The following is a 21216-nucleotide window of genomic DNA, read 5'->3' as shown; positions in this document are numbered from 1 at the left end:
TGGGCACCGTCAATCGGGGTAAAATTTATGTAAGTATCATCCGCCTAAGCTTGCATAGCATTACCAAGTCCTTAGCGAAACCATCTATTGCTTGTGTGATTTCGCATCACTTGGCCGCCGACGACTATGCCTACAGCGACATTCCCAGAGGGGCAGCAGTATTCTTTTGACTATTTCGTAGTCGAATTTGGCTCGTTGCGCGCATTTCCAGTCATCCAAAGTAATCAGCCCCACAAACCTCAGGGCAGATACTTGTCTCATCTCCGCTTCGTAGTGCCCCGTCGCATCCTGCGGCAAATACGGAGCCAAATCTGTGACCCAACTAACAGAACCAGGAAAAATACGGACCGTTAGCCCCAAGGGCCGGCTCCAGCAATCTCACAACTTGTGCTTGCAATTGTCTCAAAGGCAGCCGGACGCTCCGGGATCCTAAAATTTTATGCAATTTGGACAGGCCCGCTTCAGCTTGCCCCGCGGTTTTGGCGTCCGGCCCACGCGCATTAAGCAGACCAGAACGGCTCGTCTCGCACTATCTCCGCGAAAGCAACAAGCCCGGCACGTCGAGGTCGAGAGGGACCTGGCGAAGCCGGTAGGGGATGTCAGATGGAGACCGCCGCTCACCGGCGCGCCTGGCGCGTCATCGCTGCCCTATGGGGATTGATCCTGCTCGGGTCGGCCGCCGATCTTCGGGCCGGCACATTGCTGTCGCCGGGCCCGGGCGTGCTCGTGCGCAAATCCGCCGAGCCGTTCGGCGTGTTCGCCTTCGCCATCTCCACCGGCAGCCTGCGGCAGAAATGGTTCGCGCTGAAGGAGAGGCTCGACGACGACATGGTGCAGCTCGCGCTGTGCGACGGCGATCGCAGCAATTGCGCCTCGCCCGCGGCGCTGAAGCTGCTCGCCATCGTCGACCAGGCCCGCGCCCGCGACGGCCGCGCGCGGCTCGGCGAGACCAACCGCGCCATCAACCTCGCCATCCGCGCCGCCGGTGACGGCGCCGACGACGTCTGGAGCTCGCCGCTCGCGACCTTGGCGCGCGGCGCCGGCGATTGCGAGGACTATGCCATCGCCAAGCTCGCCGCGCTGCGGCTGGCCGGCGTCGCCGCGGAGGATCTCCGCATTGTCGTGGTGCGCGACGTCAGGGCCGGCGAAGAACATGCCGTTGCCGCGGCAAGGCTCGACGGAAGCTGGCTGATGCTGGACAACCGCCGCATGGCCATGGTCGAGGACGACAACGCGCGCACCTATCAGCCGCTGTTCGTGCTCTACCAGTCCGCCGTGCTGAAGTATGTCGACGAGCCCGTGCAGTTCTCGACGACCGCCCCCGAGGCGCACTGAACGATCTCGGAGCCCGCCACAAAGCCATTTCGCAGGCCGATCCCGGACGCTAGCATGGTGCCCTCTGGGCGGGGGCGACTGGAATGCGGTGGATCGTGCTGACTGTGCTCGCGCTGCTGGCTTGGCCGGCGGCACCAGGCTTGGCGCAATCCGGCGCTTCCGACCCCGCCATCGCCGACCGGCTGCCGCTGTTCTCCAAGAACAACTGCCAGCAGATCCGCGACCCCGGCAATCAACTGTTCTGCGGTGACGCCGAGCTGTCTGCCGCCGCCGAGAAGCTGAACACGGCAATCGAGGCGCGGCTCGCCCGCCTGCCCGATCGCCTGCCCGCGATCGAGGAGAATGCGATCTGGATCCGCCAGCGCAATCTCGGCTGCGGCATCGTCGGCCAGAGCGCGATCCGCGCGGAGGATTTCGACCGGGTGAAGGCCTGCCTGCTCAAGGTGACCGAAGATCGGGCCACGATCGTGCGCGATCCCGATTTCGACTGCCTTGCGGCCAACACCGCGGCCGGTGCGCTGATCTGCGCGGACCCGTCGCTGGCGCTCACGGAGACCGAGCTCAACAGCCAGGTGCTCGGCCTGATCCGCAAGCTGGACCCGACCGCAGCCCGCTTTGCCTTCGCCGAATACGGCCGCTGGACGCGCGAGCGCGACCGCAAGTGCAATCTGGTCGGCAAGGAGAACGTGCCGGCCCAGGAGCTTGGCTCCGCGGAAGATTGTCTCGCCGATCATCTCAAGCACAAGACGGACGAGATTGCGGCCGCCAAGGGCGATCCGAAGAAGGTGTTCGGCCGGCAGGTCGCAGCCAGGGAGCCCGACACGGATGCTGTCGATTTCTGCGCCGCGCGCATCCACGCAGCCAATTCGTGCGGCAACTTCCTGCGCATCAACCGCGTCTACGCGCTCGACAGTCAGGTGACCGACCAGGAGGCGCAGGTCACCGGCGAGATCGAAATGGTCGTGCTGGCGCCGTTCGCCGCCTGCAGCAAGGTCGCGTCCACCTGTACCGGCACCTGCTGGGACCCCGGCAGCGGCCGACCGCTACCGGGTGCCGCAAGCAAGGAACGCTCCGCAGCGGCCTTCAACGTCACGCGCCGCCTGCGGATCCAGCGGACGTTTGCTTTCGTGAAAGCCGCCGACGGCTGGCGCTGCCGCGAAGACGAGCTGGCGCCGGTGAACTCGGGGACTGCGGGCGGGGGGTCGTAGATTTTTACCCTCCCCCGGAGGGGAGGGTAAAAGCGAAGCGAACATCAAAACATCAGATTGTCCTTCACCAGCACCCAGCGGCCGCCCTTGACCTGCTGCACCTGGGTGATGGTGTTGGCGAGGTGGTCGGTCTTGGAGAACTTGGTCGGCGGCGAGTTGAAGATGTCGAGGAACTTGTCGCCGGACTCCAGCGCATCGAGCATCTTCTGGCCGGTCAGATCCTTGCCCGCCTTGTTGGCATAGAAGGCGAACGTCTCCACCGCGTTGTAGCCGATGATGGCCTGGGTATTGGCGTCGGTGCTGAACATCTTCTTGTAGTTGGCGAGCCAGTCCTTGACCTTGCCCTTGGCCGTATCCTCATACGGGATCTCGAAGCCCGAGGCCGCATAGAGACCTTCGACCGCCTCCTTGCCGAGCATCGGCACTTCCATCACGTTGGTCGGGGTGGCGCCGAGGAAGGTGACGTCCCAGCCGAGCTTCTTGGCCTCGCCCATCGCGCCGATAGGCTCGCGCAGCACGGCGCCGAGCACCACGAGATCGCAGCCGTCGGACTTCATCTTGGCGACCTGCGCGCTGAAATCGGAGGCGCCGCGCTTGTAGCTCGTGGTCGAAGCCGCCTGCACCTTCATCGCGTTGAGCTGCTGGGTGAAGCCGTCGAGCACGTTCTTGCCGTACTCGTCGTCCTGATACATGATGCAGGGCTTCTGGAAGCTCTTCCACTCCATCATGTATTTCAGCGCAGCGCGCGTGCTCTCGACGTAAGGCAGAAGATTGTTGAACTTCAGCCGCTCCTGCGGCTTGGCGGGATCGAACTTGAAGGTGAACTCCGCCGCCGTCAGCGGGAAGAGTTGAAGCACGCCGGCGTCGAGCAGGATGTCCTGGGCGGCCAGCACGGTCGGCGACCCCATGGCACCGACCATCGCGAAGATCTTGTCACGCTCGATCAGCTTTTGCGAAGCCAGCACCGCCTTCTTCGGATCGTAGCCGCTGTCCTCGATGACCAGACGAATCTTGCGGCCGTTGATGCCGCCGGCCGCATTGATCTCCTCGACCGCCATCTTCATGCCGTTGGAGACCGGCACGCCCCAGCCCTTGATCGGACCGGACAGATCCTGATGGGTGCCGATGACGATCTCGCTCGCCGAGATGCCTTCATTGGTAACCTTGGTCTGCGCCGCGGCCGGCAGGCAAGTCAGCGCAAGCGCGCTCACCGCAAGGCCGAACGCCCTGAACGATTTCGACATTGACGTCTCCTCTCCTAGCGGCCCTGTTTGCGCGAAGGGCGGGGCCATCACTCCTTCGCATCCCGTCTGCGCATGTCCCCGGCCGGAAAGCCGGTATCCGCTTTTCCGCGGCATGCGCCCTCAAGCCACCGCGCGCTCGCGATACATCGCATCGATCTCCGCGGAATAACGCCGGTTCACGAAGCTCCGCTTCAGCTTCATGGTCGGCGTCAGCTCCTCGTCCTCCGGCGTGAGCTGGCGCTCGATCAGATAGAACCTCTTGATCGTCTCGACGCGCGCGAAATTACCGTTGACCTGCTCGATCTCGCGCCAGATCAGATCCTGGATCTCGCGGGCACGGCACAGGCTCGCATAATTGGTGAAGGGGATGTCGTGGTCCTGGGCGAACTTCTCGACATTCTCCTGGTCGATCATGACGAGGCAGGTCAGATACGGCCGCTTGTCACCGATCACGACGGCATCGGAGATGTAGGGCGAGAATTTGAGCTGGTTTTCGATCTCCGACGGCGTGACGTTCTTGCCGCCCGAGGTGATGATGATGTCTTTCATCCGGTCGGTGATCTTGACGAAGCCCTCATTATCGATGGTGCCGACGTCACCGGTGTGCAGCCAGCCGCGCGGATCGATGGTCTCGGCGGTCTTCTCCGGCTGGTTCAGATAGCCCATGAACAGGAAATCACCGCGGATCAGGATCTCGCCGTCAGGCGAAAGCGCGACCTCGCCCCAGGGAACGGCCTTGCCGACCGAGCCAAGCTTGATCCGGTCCGACGGCATCATGGTCGCCACCCCGCAATTCTCGGTCTGACCGTAGACCTCGTGCATGTCGATGCCGAGCGCGAGATACCAGCGGATCAGATCCGGCGCGATCGGCGCGGCTCCGGTGAAGGCGATGCGGCAGCGGTCGAGCCCGATCATGCGGCGGATGTTGCGGAACACCAGCCAGTAGGCCACGCGGTTGGCGACCTTGAGCGACAGCGACGGCGTGCCGCCCTCGAGCTGGCATTCGGTCCTGCGGAAACCGATCGCGATGGCGCGGCGGTAGAACCACTGCTGAAGCGGCGTCGCGTCCTTCAACGCGATGGTGACGGCCGAATAGAATTTCTCCCAGATCCGCGGTACCGCCAGAAACACCGTCGGCTGCACCTCGCGCAGATTGTCCGGTACGGTCTCCGGGCTCTCGGCGAAGTTCATCACCGAGCCGAGCGCGACCGAGATGTAGTAGCCGCCGACCCGTTCGGCGACATGGCAGAGCGGCAGGAAGATCAGGCGCTGATCGTCATCACGCGCGGGAATGAAATCATTGGCATGCCGCATCTGATGCGTGACGCTGCGATTGGCATGCATGGCGCCCTTGGGCGGGCCGGTCGTGCCGGAGGTGTAGACCAGCACCGCGAGATCGTCCGGCCCGCGGCTGTCGATCATGTTGCGCCACAGCACGTCGTTGCCGACCATGGCGTTGCGGCCGAGCGCGCGAAACTCGTCGAGCGACATCACCATGTCGTCGGAGAAGCCGGAGAGGCCCTCCATGTCGAACACGATGATCCTCTGCAGGGACGGACAGCGCGCGCGGCAGGCGAGAATCTTGTCGAGCTGCTCCTCGTCCTCGGCGAAGACCACCTTGGTCGCGGAATCGTTGAGGAGATATTCGACCTGGCTGGAGGCGTCGGTCGGATAGATTCCGGAGGAGACGCCGCCGGCGCAGAGGATGCCCATGTCGGCATAGACCCATTCGGGCACGGCGTTGGCGATAATGGAGGCGACGTCGCCGGGCGCAAAGCCGCAGGCATTGAGGGCGTAGGCGATCTCCTTCGAGATCTCCAGCCAATGGCGCCAGCTTGTCGGCTGCCAGATGCCGAATTTCTTCTCGCGGATCGCAGGGCCATCGCCGCGCGTTTCCGCCGCGAGCACGAAGCTCTTCGCGATCGTGTCGGCGACCGTCAGCACCGCCGCTCTGGCCATGCGCGTTCCCTCCTTGCCGCTCCATCCCTCCGCTGCCGCCTTGCCGGCGGTCTGTGTCGCGGACGGGACACCATATTTAACGCCACGTTTTCTTCTTTTTCCAGCGCCGTTCACCCCTGGCGCCGGCTTCCTTGGCGCCAAGGTAAAATTCCTGGATGTCATGGGAATGCATCAAGCGGTCGCAGCTGTCGTTCATGACGACGCGGCCGATCTCGAGCACGTAGCCGTAATGCGCGGTCTCCAACGCCACCTTGGCGTTCTGCTCGACGAGCAGGATCGACATGCCCTGCTCCTCGTTGACACGGCGGATGATGGTGAAGATCTCCTTCACCAGGAGCGGCGACAGCCCGAGCGAAGGCTCGTCCAGCAACAGCAGCGTCGGCCGGTTCATCAGCGCCCGGCCGATGGCGAGCATCTGCTGCTCGCCGCCGGAGAGCTGGCCGGCCGGCTGGCCGATGCGTTCCCTGAGCCGCGGGAAGTAGCCGTAGACCCGCTCCAGATCCTCCGCCACGCCCTCCCTGTCCGCCCTCGGATAGGCGCCCATCATCAGATTCTCGCGCACCGAGAGGAACGGAAACACCTCGCGGCCTTCCGGCACGTGACTGAGGCCCAGCCGCACGATCTTGTCGGCCTCCATGCGCTGAATCGGCTTGCCCAGAAACTCGATCGAGCCCTTCTGCGGATCGAGAATGCCGGAGATCGTCTTCAGCACCGTGGTTTTGCCGGCACCGTTGGCGCCCAGCAGCGTGACGATGCGGCCGCGCGGCACCTCGAGCGAGATGCCGCGGATCGCCATGATCGGCCCGTAATAGCTCTCGACGTTGGAGAGCTTCAGGATGATATCCGGGGTCACGGCCGCATCCATCGCTTACGCTCCCAGATACGCGGCAACGACGTCGGGATGCTGCTGAACCTCGGCGGGCGAGCCCATCGCCAGCACGCGGCCGTAGTTCAGCGCGATCACCCGGTCGGAGACGCGGTTGACGAGAGACATGTCGTGCTCGACCATCAACACGGTGATGCCGAGCTCGCTCTTCATGTCGCGGATCCAGAACGACATGTCGTCTGTCTCCTCCACATTGAGCCCCGAGGACGGCTCGTCCAGCAGGATCAGCTTCGGCTCGGAGCAGAGCGCGCGCGCGAGCTCGATCACCTTGCGCACGCCGTAGGGCAGGCCCGAGATCAGCTTTTCGCGGTAGGGCTCTAGATCGAGGAATTCGATCACCTGCTCGACCCGGCGGCGGTGGACCTTCTCGTTGGCGCGCACGCTCGGCAGAAACAGCAGCTCCTGCCAGAGCTGCGTCGTCGAATGCCGGTGGCGGCCGACCAGGAGATTGGACAACACGGTCGCATTCTCGAACAGCTCGATGTTCTGGAAGGTGCGGGCAATGCCGAGCCGGGCGATGTCGTAGGGCGCCTCCTCCGTGATGTCCTGGTCCTCGAAATAGATCCTACCCGAGGTCGGCCGGTAGATCCGCGAGATCAGGTTGAAGATCGAGCTCTTGCCGGCGCCGTTCGGCCCGATGATCGAAAGGATCTCGCCCTTCTCGACCGCGAACGAGACCGCATCGACCGCCTTCAGCCCTCCGAAGTGCAGCGAGAGGTTCTCGGCGCGGAAATAGCTCATCGATTCCGCTCCGACTTCACGTAGATCTTCTGCCGCTTGAAGGTCGCGCGCTTGTAGAGCGGGAACAGCTGGAAGAAGAGTTTGATCTTCAGCCAGCGGCCATAGATGCCGAGCGGCTCGAACAGTACGAACAGCATGATGATGATGCCGTAGATCGCGCCCTTCAGGCCGTTGAGCGAGGCGAACGCGGCGACCTTGGACTGCACGTCGGCCGCAGCGTCCTTGCCTGCCCCGAACGTCGCCGCGACGCCGGCGATGATGCCGGGCATGTCGTCCTTCAAATAGGTCAGGAACGGGTCGATCATGACGATGAAGATCGCGCCCAGTACCGCGCCATGCAGGCTGAAGGTTCCGCCGATCAGGATCACGATGATGAACTCGATCGAGAGCTGGAGCGTGAACATCTCCGGCGAGATGAAGGAGAGCTTGTGCGCGAACAGCACGCCGGCAAGGCCGGTGATCGCCGCCGAGATCGCAAACGACTTCACCTTGTAGAGTGCGACGTTGACGCCCATGCTGCGCGCCGCCGTCTCGCTGTCGCGGATCGCGACGAAGGCGCGCCCCGTCGGCGATCGCAGCAGGTTGAGCGTGCCGACGATGGTCAGAACCAGGACGGCGAGGCAGAGATAGTAGAAGGTCGGACTGTCGCGCGGCACGGCAACGCCGAGCAGCGACAGCGTCTTGACCCGCATGCCCTCATTGCCGTTGGTGACGCTTTCCCAGCGCGCCAGGATCTCCTCGACGATCAGGGCGAAGGAGATGGTGGCGATGACGAGGTAGATTCCGGTCAGCCTCAGCGCCGGAAAGCCGACCATCGCGCCGATGGCGCCGGTCAGGAGTCCTGCTGCCAGGAAATAGACCGGGAACGGCACGTTGTACTTCTGCAAATAGGCCGCCGTATAGGCGCCGATCGCGAGGAATGCCGCATGCCCCAGCGACGCCTGACCGGTGAAGCCGGTGAGTATCAGAAGTGCCACGCCGACGGTCGCGTAGATGCAGACGAAGACGAGCTGACTCATCAGATAGCTTGAGAGCGCGTAAGGCGCCGCCAGCAGCACCGCGATCAGGAGGCCGTAGGAGACCACGTAGCCCGAATGCGGAAACAGCCTGATGTCGTCCTCATAGTCGGTCTTGAACAGGAAGCGCATGGCGTTCAGACCTTCTTGCGAACGTGAAGGCCGAACAGGCCTTCGGGCTTGAGCAGCAGCACGGCCAGCAGCACGATGTAGGGCGCGACGTCCTTCCAGCCCTCGGGCAGATAGAAGCCCGCCATGCTCTCGATCACGCCGATCAGGACGCCGCCGACGACGGCGCCGGGAATCGAGCCGAAGCCGCCGAGCACGGCGGCGGGAAACGCTTTCAGGCCCAGCACGAGGCCGACATTGGAGTGGATGAAGGTGATCGGCGCGAGCAGCACGCCTGCGCAGGTCGCGACCGCGGCGCTGATCGCCCAGACGATAGACACCACGCGCTTGACCGGAATGCCCATGTAATAGGCCGCGAGCATGTTCTCGGAAGAAGCCCGCATCGCGGTGCCGAGCGTGGTCTTGTTGAAGAAGATGTAGAGCAGCGCGCACAGGATGACAGTCGCCGCAATCACCGACAGCTTGTCATAGGCGAGCACCAGCGAGCCGATGCGCAGCACGCCCTGGCTGAACGGCGTCTCGATCTTGAGATCGTCGGTGCCCCAGATCATGCCCGCGATCGAGCGCAGGAAGTAGCCGAGGCCGATGGTCGCCATGATGACGGAGAATTGCGGATAGCCGAGGATCGGCCGCACCACGACCCGCTCCGCCAGCATGCCGAACAGCGCCATCGCGGCGACGGCGGCAGCGAACCCCAGCCAATAGTTCAGGCCGAGCATGCCGATGAAGGTGAAGGCGAAGAAGCCGCCCAGCATCATCAGATCGCCCTGGGCGAAATTGACGACCTCGGTGGCCTTGTAGACAAGCACGAAGCCGAGTGCGATCAGGCCGTAGACACAGCCGAGCGCAACACCGCTGACCAGCTGCTGAACGAAATCCAGCATCGCCGCGTCCTCCCGATGCAGCCCGCGGCTCTTGACGACCGCCTGACGCATCTTGTGTCCAGCCGCTACGCAGTCGTTTCGCCGCGTGAGCGCCATTTGTCCCGGCGCCAATTCAGCCTGAACCGTAAAGCGCTGTCAACAAACGGTGACTTGCCTTTAGTCCAAGGTGTAGTCGAAGTCGGATGCTTGAATTTGCGGCAGCGCGATTCACCGTGCCGAAACATCTTCAGGTCATGGTCCCGACCGATGCAAAACCGGATGGTGTGGCCGTCATGAAGCCGGATAGCTCGGCGCTCGAAGTCCGAGGGTTAACGAAACGTTTTGACCGTTTGGCGGTCGATAACCTCGACCTGACCATTCATGCCGGCGAATTCTATGCGCTGGTCGGCCCCAATGGCGCCGGCAAGACCACCACTTTGCGCATGGTTGCAGGCCTGCTCAGGCCCGACGGCGGTGGTGTCTCGATCTTCGGCATCGACGCGCTTCAAGACCCCGTGGCGGCCAAGCAGGTGATGGCGTGGGTCTCCGACGAGCCCATGATCTACGACAAGCTCACCCCGCTCGAATATCTTGAATTCGTCGCCGGCCTCTGGGGCATTGCACCGTCAATCTCGAAACCGGTCGCCGAGGAGCTCCTGAACTCGCTCGGGCTCGAGCCGCACCGGCACGAACGCTGCGAGGGCTTCTCCAAGGGCATGCGCCAGAAGGTCGCTCTCGCCGGCGCGCTGGTGCACGATCCCCGCCTCATCATCCTGGACGAACCGTTGACCGGCCTCGACGCCGTTTCAGCCCGCCATGTGAAAGGGCTGTTGGGCGATCGCGTCCGCGCCGGCTGCACCGTCATCATGACGACGCATATTCTCGAGGTCGCGGAGCGCATGGCCGACCGCATCGGCGTGATCGCCGCCGGCCGCCTGGTTGCCGAGGGCACCTTGACCGAGCTGCGCCAGCAGAACGGCCATGCCGACACCAGCCTGGAAGATCTCTTCATCGCATTGGTGACGCTTCAGGAAGCGGCATGAGCTCGGCGACCGCGTTGTCCTGGTTTGCGCGCCACGAGCTTCGGCTCGCCTGGCGCGAATGGTTCGCCATGATGACAGGCGGCCGGCGCAGGCGCGCCCGCGCCGCCGTGATCGGCCTGCTGTTCTTCGCCGCGCTCCTGCACGTGCCGGCCTGGGCCGTGATCGGCCGTTTCGCCAATCTGCAGCTGCCGCTCGACAAATCCTCGCTGATCGTGATCTCGGCGACGATCCTGCTCGCCTGGACCTTGATGCTGTCGCAGGCGATCGAATCGGTGACGCGGGTGTTTTACGCCCGCGCCGACCTCGATCTCATCATGTCCTCGCCGGCGCGGCTCGCCAATCTGTTCTCGGTGCGCATCGCCGCAATCGCGCTCTCCGTCACCGTGATGGCGCTGTTGTTCTCGACGCCCTTCATCGACGTGCTGGTGATCGGTGGCGGCCCGCGCTGGCTTGCGGCCTTCGGCGTGGTCATCGCGATGGGCCTGTCGGCCGCGGCGATCGCGATCGCCATCACCATCCTGCTGTTTCGCCTGATCGGCCCGGCGCGAACACGCTTCATAGCCCAGATCCTGTCCGCGATCATCGGCGCAGGCTTCGTGATCGCGCTCCAGGTCGCGGCGATCATCTCCTATGGCACGCTGTCGCGCTTCACCATTCTCACGTCCGGGACCCTGGCCGCCCACGCGCCCGACATCGACAGCATCTGGTGGTGGCCGGCGCGAGCGACCATGGGCGACAGCGCGGCGCTGCTGCTGCTGCTTGCCCTCGGGCTGGTGCTGCTGGGAAGCGTGATGGCGATCTTCTCGGGCCGCTTCGCCGACACCGCGATCGATGCCGCCGCCTACGGCACATCCAGCCGCAAGCGCGCGCGGGAGCGGCCGTTCCGCGGCGGCTCGCGGCAGCAGGCGCTGCGGCGCAAGGAGTTCGTGCTGCTCTATCGCGATCCCTGGCTGATCTCGCAAACCCTGATGCAGCTGCTCTACCTGGTGCCGCCGGCGCTGCTGCTGTGGCGCAGCTTTGCCGACAGCTCTGTCGCGTTGACGCTGATCTCGCCCGTCATCGTGATGGCGGCAGGTCAGCTCGCCGGCGGACTCGCCTGGCTGACAATCTCGGGCGAGGACGCGCCTGATCTGGTCGCGACCGCGCCGCTGACGCCGTTGAGCGTCATCCGCGCCAAGATCGAGGTGGTGCTGATCGCGATCGCCGTCATCTTCAGCCCGCTGGTTGCGGCGCTGGTTTTCGCCTCGCCGTTCCAGGCTGCGATCACGGCAGCCATGATCATCGTCAGCGCGGCCTCCGCCACCGCGATCCAGCTCTGGTTTCGGATCCAGGCCCGCCGCAGCCAATTCCGCCGCCGCCAGACCTCGTCGCGGCTTGCCACCTTTGCCGAGGCCTTTTCCTCGATCGGCTGGGCCGCCACCGCTGCGCTGCTGCTCACGCTTCCGACCGCTGGCATCGTCAGCGGCCTGATTACGGCGAGTCTGGTGGCGATGACCTGGAAGGCCAGTCCAAGGCGAGACTAAGGGCGGAGGCGCGGGTGCGACACTGACGCGCTGTTGATCGCGGCCTGTTGGCCACGCGCTGCATTGCACGCTAGACTTTCCCTGACGTCATTGGGGACTGGATATGTGGCGACTCATTTCGGCGGCATTTGCGCTGTTGAGCGCATGTCTCTCACCTGCCCTCGCCCAGCAGCCGCCTCAACGCGGCGAATGCCTGGCGATGGCGAACGCGGCGCCTCGCATCATGCCGGCGGCCTTCCGGCAGGTGGCGGCCGCGCCGGAGGTCGAGATCACCTATGCCGGCCACTCCACCTATTTCATCGACACGCCCGGCGGGGTACGCATCGCGACCGACTACAGCGGCGCCTATCAGGTCGGCCGGCTGCCTGACGTCGTCACCATGAACCGGGCCCACAGCACTCATTACTCCCTCAATCCCGACAAGCGCATTCCCCATGTGCTGCATGGCTGGGGCGAGGACGGCAAGCCGGCCATCGTCTCGGAACGCATCGGCGACACCTTCATCCGCAACGTCACGACCGACATCCGCCGCTATTTCGGCGACGATTCCGGCGCGGACATGATCCGCGACGGCAACTCGATCTTCATCTTCGAGGTCGCGGGCCTCTGCATCGGCCATCTCGGCCATCTCCACCACAAGCTCGACGACAGCCATTTCGCCCAGATCGGGCGACTCGACATCGTGATGGTCCCGATCGACGGCACCTACACCATGTCGCTCGACGGCGTCTCGGAGATCACCAGACGGCTGCGCGCCTCGGTGGTGCTGCCGATGCACCGCTTCGCCACCCCGCTCGACGAATTCATGCGCCGCATCGGCCAGCAGTTCGAGATCGACCGCCGCACCGAGCGTTCCCTGCGGATATCGCGGGATACGCTGCCGTCGACACCGACGGTGATCATCCTCGACGGGGTCTGACGCAATTTTCTCCAAGCCGGCTCGCGGCCGGTCGTGCTGACCTCCTGGCAGGAGGAGATCGACATGACCGACTTTGCGAGATTACTGCACGCGGACGGACCCAACCCCGAACACGCGGCGGCGCTGGGGCTCTATGGCCGTTTCGTCGGTGACTGGAATGCCGAGATCACGGCCCACGGCGCTGATGGAACGAAGCATAGCGCCCCCGGCGAAATCCATTTCGGCTGGGTGCTGGAAGGGCGCGCGGTGCAAGACGTCTGGATCATTCCGCGTCCCGCCGGCAGCCCGGCCTTCCCGATCGCCGGCAATTGGTACGGCACGACGCTGCGCGTCTACGATCCCTCCATGTCGGCGTGGCGGATTTGCTGGTTCGATCCGGCGCGATGCGTGTTCCGTCAGCAGATCGGCCGCGCGCGCGGCGAGGACATCGTGCAGGAGGGCACAACCGAGGCCGGTGATCTCACGCGATGGAGTTTCGTTGACATCACAGGCGATTCCTTTCACTGGCTCGGCGAGGTCAAACCCGCGGCTGCAACGGAATGGCGACTGGTGGTAGAGGTGAGAGCGACACGGCGCAAGGGCTGAAGGCAACGTCGCCGTGCTCGCGACGGAGGGCGCGGTTGCGCAAGGCGCGCTGCTGCGTGACGAGACGAGGTGTTAGGCTCCCCGCCGCAAAGAAGATGAGGGAGCGAACATCGATGGCCGCAAGCGGTCTGCCCGCCAACACCAGCGGGCTATTCGTCGAACCGCGCGAGGACTGGCTCGTGCAACATCAAGAGGAGATCATCGATCTCGCGCGGCCGATCGTCGATCCGCATCATCATCTCTGGAATCGCGGCCAGCGCTATCTGATCGAGGAGATGGCCGCCGACATCGCCTCCGGGCATAACATCATCGCCACCGTCTATGTCGATTGCCGCTCGATGTACCGTGCGCATGGGCCGGAGGCATTCCGGCCCGTCGGAGAGGTCGAGTTCGCCAACGGCGTCGCCGCCATGAGCGCGAGCGGTGGCTATGGCAAGGCGGCGATCTGCGCCGGGATCGTCAGCCATGTGAACCTGCTGCTCGGCGACGCCGCCAAGCCGGTGCTGGAAGCGGAGATCGCTGCCGGCAACGGCCGCTTCCGCGGCATCCGGCATTCGTCCGCCTGGGACGAGGACCCGGTCGTCGCCGGCATGTATGCGAACCGGCCGAAGGGGCTGTTGCAGGACCCGGCCTTCCGCAAGGGCTTTGCCTGCCTCGCGCCCTTGAACCTCAGCTTCGATGCCTGGCTGTTTCATCCGCAAATCGGCGAGCTGACCGAACTCGCCCGCGCCTTCCCCGGCACCAGGATCGTGCTCGATCATTGCGGCGGGCCGGCCGGGGTCGGCCGCTTTGCCGGACGGCGCGAGGAGGTGTTTGCGCAGTGGCGCGCCTCGATCCGGGAGATCGCCAGTTGCGAGAACGTGGTGGTGAAGCTCGGCGGCCTCGCGATGTGCCTGCTCGGCTACGACTTCCATCTGCGCGAGAGGCCGCCGTCGTCCGAGCAGCTTGCCGCGGCGTGGAGGCCTTATGTCGAAACCTGCATCGAGGCCTTCGGCGTGAAGCGGGCGATGTTCGAGAGCAATTTCCCGCCGGACAAGGGCCAGTGCAGCTACCAGGTGATCTTCAATGCCTTCAAGCGCATCGCCTCAGCCTTGAGCGAGGCGGAGAAGACAGCGCTGTTCTCGCAGACCGCGACGGATGTCTACCGGCTCGAACTGCCGTCATGACGCGAAAGAGGGGCCGGGATGTTGGTCCCGCCCCCTCTTCCGTCGTGGCCGCTGGGAAGCGTCCGTGAAAATGATCAGCCGGCACCCATCAGCGTCGCAGGGCGGCGCTCGCCGGGCGAGAGGAACATCCGCTTCAGCTTGTTGACGACGCGGACCATGAAGCCGATGACCGCAGGATTGGTCTTGCGGCAGAAGGCGATCTTCTTGACGTGGCCTTCGACATGCCATTTGGCATGCGCGCCATCGCGGAAGAAGATGACGTCGCCGACGCCATAACGCTTCGGCGGAAGCCCGTCGCTCTCGAGCACGATCGATCCTTCCAGGATCATGATCGTCTCGTCGAAATCATAGTACCAGTTGAAGCGGCCTTCGGTGCAGGACCAGATGATGGTCGAGGAGGTGCCGTCCGAGCTGGTCGAGAGGATGTGCGAACGCGAAACCGGGTTACCCTCGATGATCCAGGCCGGCTCGATCGGCCGCAGCTCCAGATCCACATTGCAACTACCGATTTCAATCAAAGCTCGCGACATCTGCTTCCCCAGGGGATATAATTAAATATGGCCGGGTCTCGGCCCGGATTGTTCGAAAGATGTTGGGAACGCTAGTAGCCGGTTTTTAATTCTTTCTTACGCAGGCCCCGACAATCAGCCGCAAGTTGCAGATGCGAAGCGGTTAACGTCGAGATTTCCCTGCAAATTCGCGCACATGAACCCGACTTTTCCCGGGTGCGACAAAGTGCGCGAGACGACCTGGAAGGAGCCCCACCGATGTCCCTGACCCCAGAGGTTCTGACAACCCAAGGCGAGGTCGTCGCCTGGCTCGGGAGCCTCGATGTCGCGTTCGCGCCAGACGAGGAGCCCTGGTTCACGATCGACGGCGTCGAAAGCCCCAGGCAGATCGGCAGTGACGGCTCCGGCGGCGCCTTCGTGCTGCTGCCGACGGAAAATGTGCTCTACGTCTCATCGGAGGGACGCGCCGGGATCATCGCCGGGAGTTTTGAAGCGTTCATCCAGCTGGTCGTCGCCCGCCCCTATTGGCTGGACATCCTCAAATTCTCTGCCGGCGGCGATCTCCAGGAAATGCGGCGCGCGGCGGACGCGCTGGAAGCGACACTCGACGACGAGGACGACGTCAACGAGGCGCGAGAGGAAATTCGAGCAGGCCTTGACCTGCCGGAGGCGGACGATCCGGTCGGCGCGCTCTACGAGGCCGTCGCGGCGTCCGACGCCATCGTCCGGGCCATGGACGGCAGCCCGTTCACGACTCTGTTCAACCGCTTCAGCATCGACAACAACCCGACGCTGCGCCACGCGGCGGCGTGAGTGACCATTGCTTTGGCCAGTTGTTCACCCCTCCCCAGCGGGGAGAGGTGAAGAGTCCCCGCGCACCAGCGTCGGTTACTTCGCCCACTCGCCCTTGCGAAACACCGGCACCTTGCTGCCGTCGGCCAGGATGCCGTCGATGTCGGTCTCGGCCGAGCCGATCATCCAGTCGATATGGATCAGGCTCTGGTTGCCGCCTTGCGCGGCGATCTGCTGCGGCGTCAGCTGCGCGCCGTTGATGAAGCATTTCGAGTAGCACTGGCCGAGCGCGATGTGAGACGCTGCATTCTCGTCGAACAGCGTGTTGTAGAACAGCAGCCCGCTCTGCGAGATCGGCGAGGAATGCGGCACCAGCGCCACTTCGCCGAGCCGTCGTGCGCCCTCATCGGTGTCGAGCACCTTGTTCAGCACCTCGGCACCGCGTGAGGCCTTGGCGTCGACGATCTTGCCGTCCTCGAAGCGCACCGCGATGTTGTCGATCAGCGTGCCCTGGTAGGACAGCGGCTTCGAGCTCACGACATGGCCATAGACCCGACGGCAATGCGGCGTGGTGAAGACCTCCTCGGTCGGAATGTTGGCGTTGCAGCTGATGCCGTTCTTGGAGAGTGAGGCGCCGCCTTCCCATTCATGGCCGTCGGCCAGCCCGATGGTGAGGTCGGTGCCGGGACCACTGTACTGCAGCGCGCGGAAACGCTGGCCGTTGAGCCAGTTGGTGCGCTCGCGCAGCACCGCATTGTGGCTGGCCCAATTGGCCATCGCGTCCTCGCGATCGACGCGCGAGGCCGCGAAGATCGCATCCGCGAGCTTGCCGATCGCGACCTCTTCGGAATCGTTCGGGAAGACCTGCTTGGCCCAGGACGGGCTCGGATAAGCGATGATGTTCCAGTTGGTGTCGAAATTGACGATCTTTTCCAGCGCCGGCTGATAGGCCATCGAATTGGCCTTGCTGGCGCGCGCCACCTTGGAAGGATCCTCCCCCGACAACAGCATCGGATTGTCGCCGACGATGGCGAGACGGGCGGTGTTGTCCGAGAACGCCTTGGCCATGCCCTCGTAGAGCCAGTTGGCGGCGCGATCAAAACTGCTGTCGTGGCCGTGGCGGTAGCGCGCCAGCGTCATCTCCTCGTCGGAGAGAATCGGCGTCACGATGCCTGCCCCGGCCTTGTAGGCGTGGACGGCGATGCGCCGCACCAGCGGCAGCGCGATCGCCGGCGCCGTCAAGAGCAGATCCTGTCCCGGTCGCAAGCCCAGTCCCACCTTCACCGCCACCTCGGCCAGCCGGTCGAGCTTCACGGGATCGATGGTCGTGGAAGTATCGCGGTGATCAGTCATGCCGGGTCCTCTGCCGAAAGTCTGTCATTCAATCTAAGCCTAGCATCACGAGACACAAGTGTGCGAGCGCCTTGCAAGCCGTGAAAGATACGCAGTTTCACGCATTTTGGTTTTCAACGCGTTGCCGATTTCAGCACCCGGTCGACCATGGCAGGGGCAAGACCGAGGTAATTTTTCGGTGAAGTGAGGGCCTCGATGGTGGCACGATCGATCCGGCTCGACACGCGGGTGTCGGAGGAGAGCGCGTCCGCGAGCGTCAGGCCCTTCTCGTTGGCGAGCCGGCAGGCGTCGTAGACCACGTCGTGCGCATCTTGCCTGCCGATCTGCGGCGCGAGCCCCATCATGACCGCTTCGGCCACAATCAGACCGCGACTAAGGGCAAGGTTGTCGTTCATCTTTGCCTCGTCCACGATGAGGCCGGCGAGCGCAAACTTCGCCTGGTGCAGCGCGCCTGCGGTCAGCACGAAGCTTTCGGGGATCGCCATCCATTCGGCGTGCCAGGGGCCGGTGGCGCGCTCGAAGTCCTGCACCATGGCATCCAGCATCAGGCCCGCCTGCTGGCGCACCGCCTTGGAGGCCGCAAGCATCAGCTCCGAGGAGATCGGGTTGCGCTTCTGCGGCATGGTCGAGGAGGCGCCGCGCCCCTTGACGAAGGGCTCATAGACCTCGGCGAATTCGGTCGAAGCCATGATCATGATGTCGAGGGCGATCTTGCCGAGCGAGCCGGTGACCAGCGCGAGGAAATTGACGGCTTCCGCAAAGCCGTCGCGCGCGACGTGCCAGGTCGAGGCGGGAACACCGAGCTTCAGCTCGGCGCAGAGCGCCTCCTGCACCTCAAACCCCTTGTCGCCAAGCGAAGCCAGCGTGCCGGCGGCACCGGCGAACTGCCCGACCAGAACGCGCGGCTTCAATTGCTTGAGACGGTCGGCGTGGCGATCGAACATCGCAAGCCAGATCGCGGTCTTGTAGCCGAACGTCACCGGCAGTGCCTGCTGGAGATGGGTGCGGCCCGCCATCGGCGTATCGCGATGGCGCTGCGAAAGATCGGCGAGGATTGTTCGCAGCTCGGCGATGTCGCGTTCGATGATCTCGAAGCCTGCGCGCAATTGCAGCACCACGGCAGTGTCCATGATGTCCTGCGTGGTCGCGCCCCAATGCACGTAGCGGCCGGCCTCACCGCACTGCTTCACCAGCTGATGCACGAGCGGCAGGATCGGATAGCCGACGATATCGGTCTCCTGCCGCAAGAGATCGAAGTCGAGCGCGGCGACATCGGTCCGCGCCGAGATCTCGTCGGCGGCCTCTTGCGGGATCACGCCGCACCTTGCCTCCGCCTTCGCCAGCGCCACCTCGATCTCGGCGTAACGCGCGACCAGCGCGACGTCGGAAAACACCTCGCGCATCGCGGGCGTGCCGAAGGCATCGCGAAACAACATGGAATCGAGCACGGTGGTCGAAGCGGGAAAGACGGGCATGGGCGTTTCTTTGCGGCGGTTGTTGTCTCTGGGGACAGCTTACGCGGGCCGCAGCGTTCGGCAATGAACATTCGGACCTAACCACACATCTGATGTCGTCCTGGCTTTCGCCAGGACGTCGATGAGGAGATGTCGGCGTACTCCCGCAACACCACCATCCTGTCCAAATTTTAATTCAGCGCGCTTGCGCACTTGCACTATCACTTGCCTGCGGCGCGCCGTGCCGCCGCATGACGAGGAGACCACAATGTTGAAATCGTTTCGCTTCGTTGCTGGAGCTTGTCTGCTGGCGGGCCTGTCGGCTGCGACATTGACCGCGGTATCGGCGGCGCCGGTTGGCCAGCCGCTCGCGATGACGCAAACAGCACCCGGTCAGATCGAGCAGGTGCGCTGGTACGGACATCGCCGCTGGGGCGGCGGCGCGTTCGTCGGCGGGCTCGCAGCCGGCGCAATCATCGGCGGCGCAGTCGCTGCGCCCTATTATTACGGTTCGCCTTATTACTATGGGCCGGGCTATCCGCCGCCGCCCGCTGCTTACGGACCTCCGGAAGGCGACATCCAATACTGCATGCAGCGCTACAAATCCTATAACCCGAACACGGGGCTCTATCTCGGCAACGACGGCCGGCGCCATCCGTGCCCATGACGATCTGCCATGACGACCCGCCGCGGCATCCGGATATCGTCCGGGTGCCGCGATAATCTGACCAAGACAATCTGACCGAAACCGCCTCATTCCCATTCAGATTGTATTCCTCATCGCAAATGGCATAGCAGCCATCTGGATGTCGCGTTGAACCAGGTCGACCTCCCGGCGGACTCACAGACTTCGAGTCGAAATCCATTTTGATTTCATCATTGCTTGAAGTCACCGTGAGACCTGAGTTTTCGACGTGCAGTTCATGTTCCAGGACCACCTTCTCGACACCGACCGGCGCGAGCTGAGCCGCGAGCAGGTTCCCGTTTCCGTGGAACCGCAGGTCTTCGACCTCGTCGTCCATCTCATGGAAAACCGCGACCGGGTCGTCAGCAAGGACGAGCTGATCGACAAGATCTGGCACGGCCGCAGCGTCTCCGAATCGACATTGACCAGCCGGATCAACGCGGCGCGCAAGGCGGTCGGCGACAGCGGCGCGAGCCAGGCGCTGATCCGCACCATCGCGCGCAAGGGCTTTCGCTTCGTCGGCAACGTCGAGACCAAGTCGGGGACGGTGACGGCGGAACTCCGCCGCAGCGTCACAGCGTCGCACGCCTCGCTTGCGCTATCCGACCGCCCCGCGATCGCCGTGCTGCCCTTCACCAACATGAGCGGCGACCGCGAGCAGGACTATTTCTCCGACGGCATCAGCGAAGACATCATCACCGCATTGTCGAAACTGCGCTGGTTCTTCGTCGTCGCGCGCAATTCCTCCTTCGTCTACAAGGGCCGCGCCGTGCATCTCAACGAGATCGCGCGCGAGCTCGGCGTGCGCTATGTGCTGGAAGGCAGTGTGCGGCGCAGCGGCGATCGTGTGCGGATCTCGGCCCAGCTCAACGACGTCTCGACCGGCGGCCATCTCTGGGCCGAGCGCTACGACCGCAAGCTCGCCGATATCTTTGCCGTGCAGGACGAGATCACCGAAGCCATGGTCGCCGCGATCGAACCGCAGCTTTATGCCGCGGAAAATTTTCGCGCCCAGCAGAAGCCACCGGGCAGCCTCGATGCCTGGGATTTCGTGATGCGCGCACTGTCGCATTACTGGCGCATCACGCGCGAGGACAATGCCTCGGCACAGAGGCTGCTCGAGCAGGCGATCGCGATCGACCCTGCCTATGGCAAGGCGCTGGGCCTGCTCGCGACCAGCCATATCTTCGGCGCCCATATGGGCTGGGCCGACATGGCCGCGACCGTCCCCGTCGCGGAAGCCGCAGCGCTCGCCGCGGTGGAAGCCGATCGCGACGATGCCTGGGCCCATCACGGCCTCGCTTATACCTATTTGTTCCGCCGCCGCTTCGACGACGCGCTGGCGGAATTCGAGCTGGCGCTGACGCTCAACCCGAACTTCGCGATGGCACACGCCTTCTACGGGGTCACGCTGTGCTACGCCGGACGATGGCAGGACGGCGATGCCGCTGCACGCCGCGCGCTGCAACTCAGCCCGCGCGATCCACTCGCCGCGATCTATTGCGGTGTTGCAGCCTACGCCCAGTTCATCGGCCGCAACTACGAGGACGCCATCCAGATGGCGCGGGAATCGATGCGGCAGCGGACCGATTTCGTCGGCGCGCATCGCGTGCTGACGGCCGCCGCCGGCATGACAGGCGATTCCGCGCTTGCCGCCTCCGCGCTGGAAGGATTACGCCGCGCCCAGCCCGGCATCTCGCTCGCCTGGATCACACGGGAGTTGCCGATGCTGCGCGAAGAGGACCGCGCGCATTATCTTGAGGGATTTCGGCGCGCGGGGATGAGGTAACGTATATCCCCTTCCCG

Annotated in this window: 19 protein-coding genes; 10 read left to right on the top strand and 9 right to left on the bottom strand. The window is 64.2% G+C overall.

From position 1 onward, the window contains the following. Positions 1-603 precede the first annotated feature (603 nt). Together JQ587_RS17245 and JQ587_RS17240 are read left to right on the top strand one after the other, a co-directional pair. The gene (locus JQ587_RS17245) at positions 604-1335 is read left to right on the top strand and encodes a transglutaminase-like cysteine peptidase (protein ID WP_212302692.1); all 732 of its coding nucleotides are present in this window, start codon (positions 604-606) and stop codon (positions 1333-1335) included. Positions 1336-1418: 83 nt separating this feature from the next. Then, a complete protein-coding gene (locus JQ587_RS17240; protein WP_212426044.1) occupies positions 1419-2543 on the top strand; it encodes a lysozyme inhibitor LprI family protein in 1125 nt (374 codons plus the stop codon). Positions 2544-2587: 44 nt separating this feature from the next. Here the strand turns inward: JQ587_RS17240 and JQ587_RS17235 are convergent, their stop codons facing one another. The 6 genes from JQ587_RS17235 to JQ587_RS17210 all read right to left on the bottom strand — a co-directional run bounded on the left by JQ587_RS17235 (position 2588) and on the right by JQ587_RS17210 (position 9402). Next, the gene (locus JQ587_RS17235; protein ID WP_212426043.1) at positions 2588-3787 is read right to left on the bottom strand and encodes an ABC transporter substrate-binding protein; all 1200 of its coding nucleotides are present in this window, start codon (positions 3785-3787) and stop codon (positions 2588-2590) included. Between the two features lie 120 nt (positions 3788-3907). Continuing rightward, entirely contained in the window at positions 3908-5746 is a 1839-nt protein-coding gene (locus JQ587_RS17230) for an AMP-dependent synthetase/ligase (protein WP_212426042.1), read from the bottom strand. A 76-nt stretch (positions 5747-5822) separates the two neighbouring features. Then, positions 5823-6611, bottom strand: coding sequence for an ABC transporter ATP-binding protein (locus tag JQ587_RS17225; protein ID WP_212302696.1), 789 nt, complete (start codon positions 6609-6611; stop codon positions 5823-5825). A gap of 3 nt (positions 6612-6614) precedes the next feature. Beyond that, positions 6615-7373, bottom strand: coding sequence for an ABC transporter ATP-binding protein (locus JQ587_RS17220; RefSeq protein ID WP_212302697.1), 759 nt, complete (start codon positions 7371-7373; stop codon positions 6615-6617). Further along, a complete protein-coding gene (locus tag JQ587_RS17215) occupies positions 7370-8521 on the bottom strand; it encodes a branched-chain amino acid ABC transporter permease (RefSeq protein ID WP_212302698.1) in 1152 nt (383 codons plus the stop codon). The genes JQ587_RS17220 and JQ587_RS17215 overlap by 4 nt, the downstream gene beginning before the upstream one ends. Positions 8522-8526: 5 nt before the next feature. Beyond that, the gene (locus tag JQ587_RS17210; RefSeq protein ID WP_212302892.1) at positions 8527-9402 is read right to left on the bottom strand and encodes a branched-chain amino acid ABC transporter permease; all 876 of its coding nucleotides are present in this window, start codon (positions 9400-9402) and stop codon (positions 8527-8529) included. A gap of 272 nt (positions 9403-9674) precedes the next feature. Here JQ587_RS17210 and JQ587_RS17205 point away from each other — a divergent pair, with 272 nt between their 5' ends. The 5 genes from JQ587_RS17205 to JQ587_RS17185 all read left to right on the top strand — a co-directional run bounded on the left by JQ587_RS17205 (position 9675) and on the right by JQ587_RS17185 (position 14617). Continuing rightward, a complete protein-coding gene (locus JQ587_RS17205) occupies positions 9675-10424 on the top strand; it encodes an ABC transporter ATP-binding protein (RefSeq protein ID WP_212302893.1) in 750 nt (249 codons plus the stop codon). After that, a complete protein-coding gene (locus JQ587_RS17200) occupies positions 10421-11947 on the top strand; it encodes a permease (RefSeq protein ID WP_212426041.1) in 1527 nt (508 codons plus the stop codon). The genes JQ587_RS17205 and JQ587_RS17200 overlap by 4 nt, the downstream gene beginning before the upstream one ends. Positions 11948-12050: 103 nt before the next feature. Next, a complete protein-coding gene (locus JQ587_RS17195) occupies positions 12051-12866 on the top strand; it encodes an MBL fold metallo-hydrolase (RefSeq protein ID WP_212426040.1) in 816 nt (271 codons plus the stop codon). Positions 12867-12929: 63 nt separating this feature from the next. Then, entirely contained in the window at positions 12930-13451 is a 522-nt protein-coding gene (locus JQ587_RS17190; protein ID WP_212426039.1) for a hypothetical protein, read from the top strand. A gap of 113 nt (positions 13452-13564) precedes the next feature. Further along, positions 13565-14617, top strand: coding sequence for an amidohydrolase family protein (locus JQ587_RS17185; protein WP_212426038.1), 1053 nt, complete (start codon positions 13565-13567; stop codon positions 14615-14617). A gap of 74 nt (positions 14618-14691) precedes the next feature. Here JQ587_RS17185 and JQ587_RS17180 read toward each other — a convergent pair whose 3' ends face one another. Then, positions 14692-15147, bottom strand: a complete 456-nt coding sequence (locus JQ587_RS17180) for a cupin domain-containing protein (RefSeq protein ID WP_212426037.1) — start codon at positions 15145-15147, stop codon at positions 14692-14694. A gap of 237 nt (positions 15148-15384) precedes the next feature. On the opposite strand from JQ587_RS17180, the gene JQ587_RS17175 reads away from it, so the two are divergent. Further along, positions 15385-15939 carry a hypothetical protein gene (locus tag JQ587_RS17175; RefSeq protein ID WP_212426036.1) on the top strand — a complete coding sequence of 185 codons (555 nt, stop codon included), beginning with the start codon at positions 15385-15387 and terminating at the stop codon, positions 15937-15939. Positions 15940-16014: 75 nt separating this feature from the next. On the opposite strand, the gene JQ587_RS17170 is transcribed toward JQ587_RS17175, so the two are convergent. Further along, positions 16015-17271: an aminopeptidase gene (locus JQ587_RS17170; protein WP_212302705.1), complete on the bottom strand. Its 1257-nt coding sequence runs from the start codon at positions 17269-17271 to the stop codon at positions 16015-16017. Positions 17272-17384: 113 nt separating this feature from the next. Beyond that, positions 17385-18746, bottom strand: a complete 1362-nt coding sequence (pcaB, locus tag JQ587_RS17165) for a 3-carboxy-cis,cis-muconate cycloisomerase (RefSeq protein ID WP_212426035.1) — start codon at positions 18744-18746, stop codon at positions 17385-17387. Positions 18747-18993: 247 nt separating this feature from the next. Between pcaB and JQ587_RS17160 the strand changes: the two genes are divergently transcribed. Then, a complete protein-coding gene (locus tag JQ587_RS17160; protein WP_212426034.1) occupies positions 18994-19392 on the top strand; it encodes a BA14K family protein in 399 nt (132 codons plus the stop codon). A 247-nt stretch (positions 19393-19639) separates the two neighbouring features. Then, entirely contained in the window at positions 19640-21199 is a 1560-nt protein-coding gene (locus JQ587_RS17155) for a winged helix-turn-helix domain-containing protein (RefSeq protein WP_212426033.1), read from the top strand. Positions 21200-21216: the final 17 nt, after the last annotated feature.

The organism is Bradyrhizobium manausense (assembly GCF_018130615.1).
Lineage (GTDB): Bacteria > Pseudomonadota > Alphaproteobacteria > Rhizobiales > Xanthobacteraceae > Bradyrhizobium > Bradyrhizobium manausense_A.
This window is presented reverse-complemented; position numbering and strand designations above follow the sequence as displayed.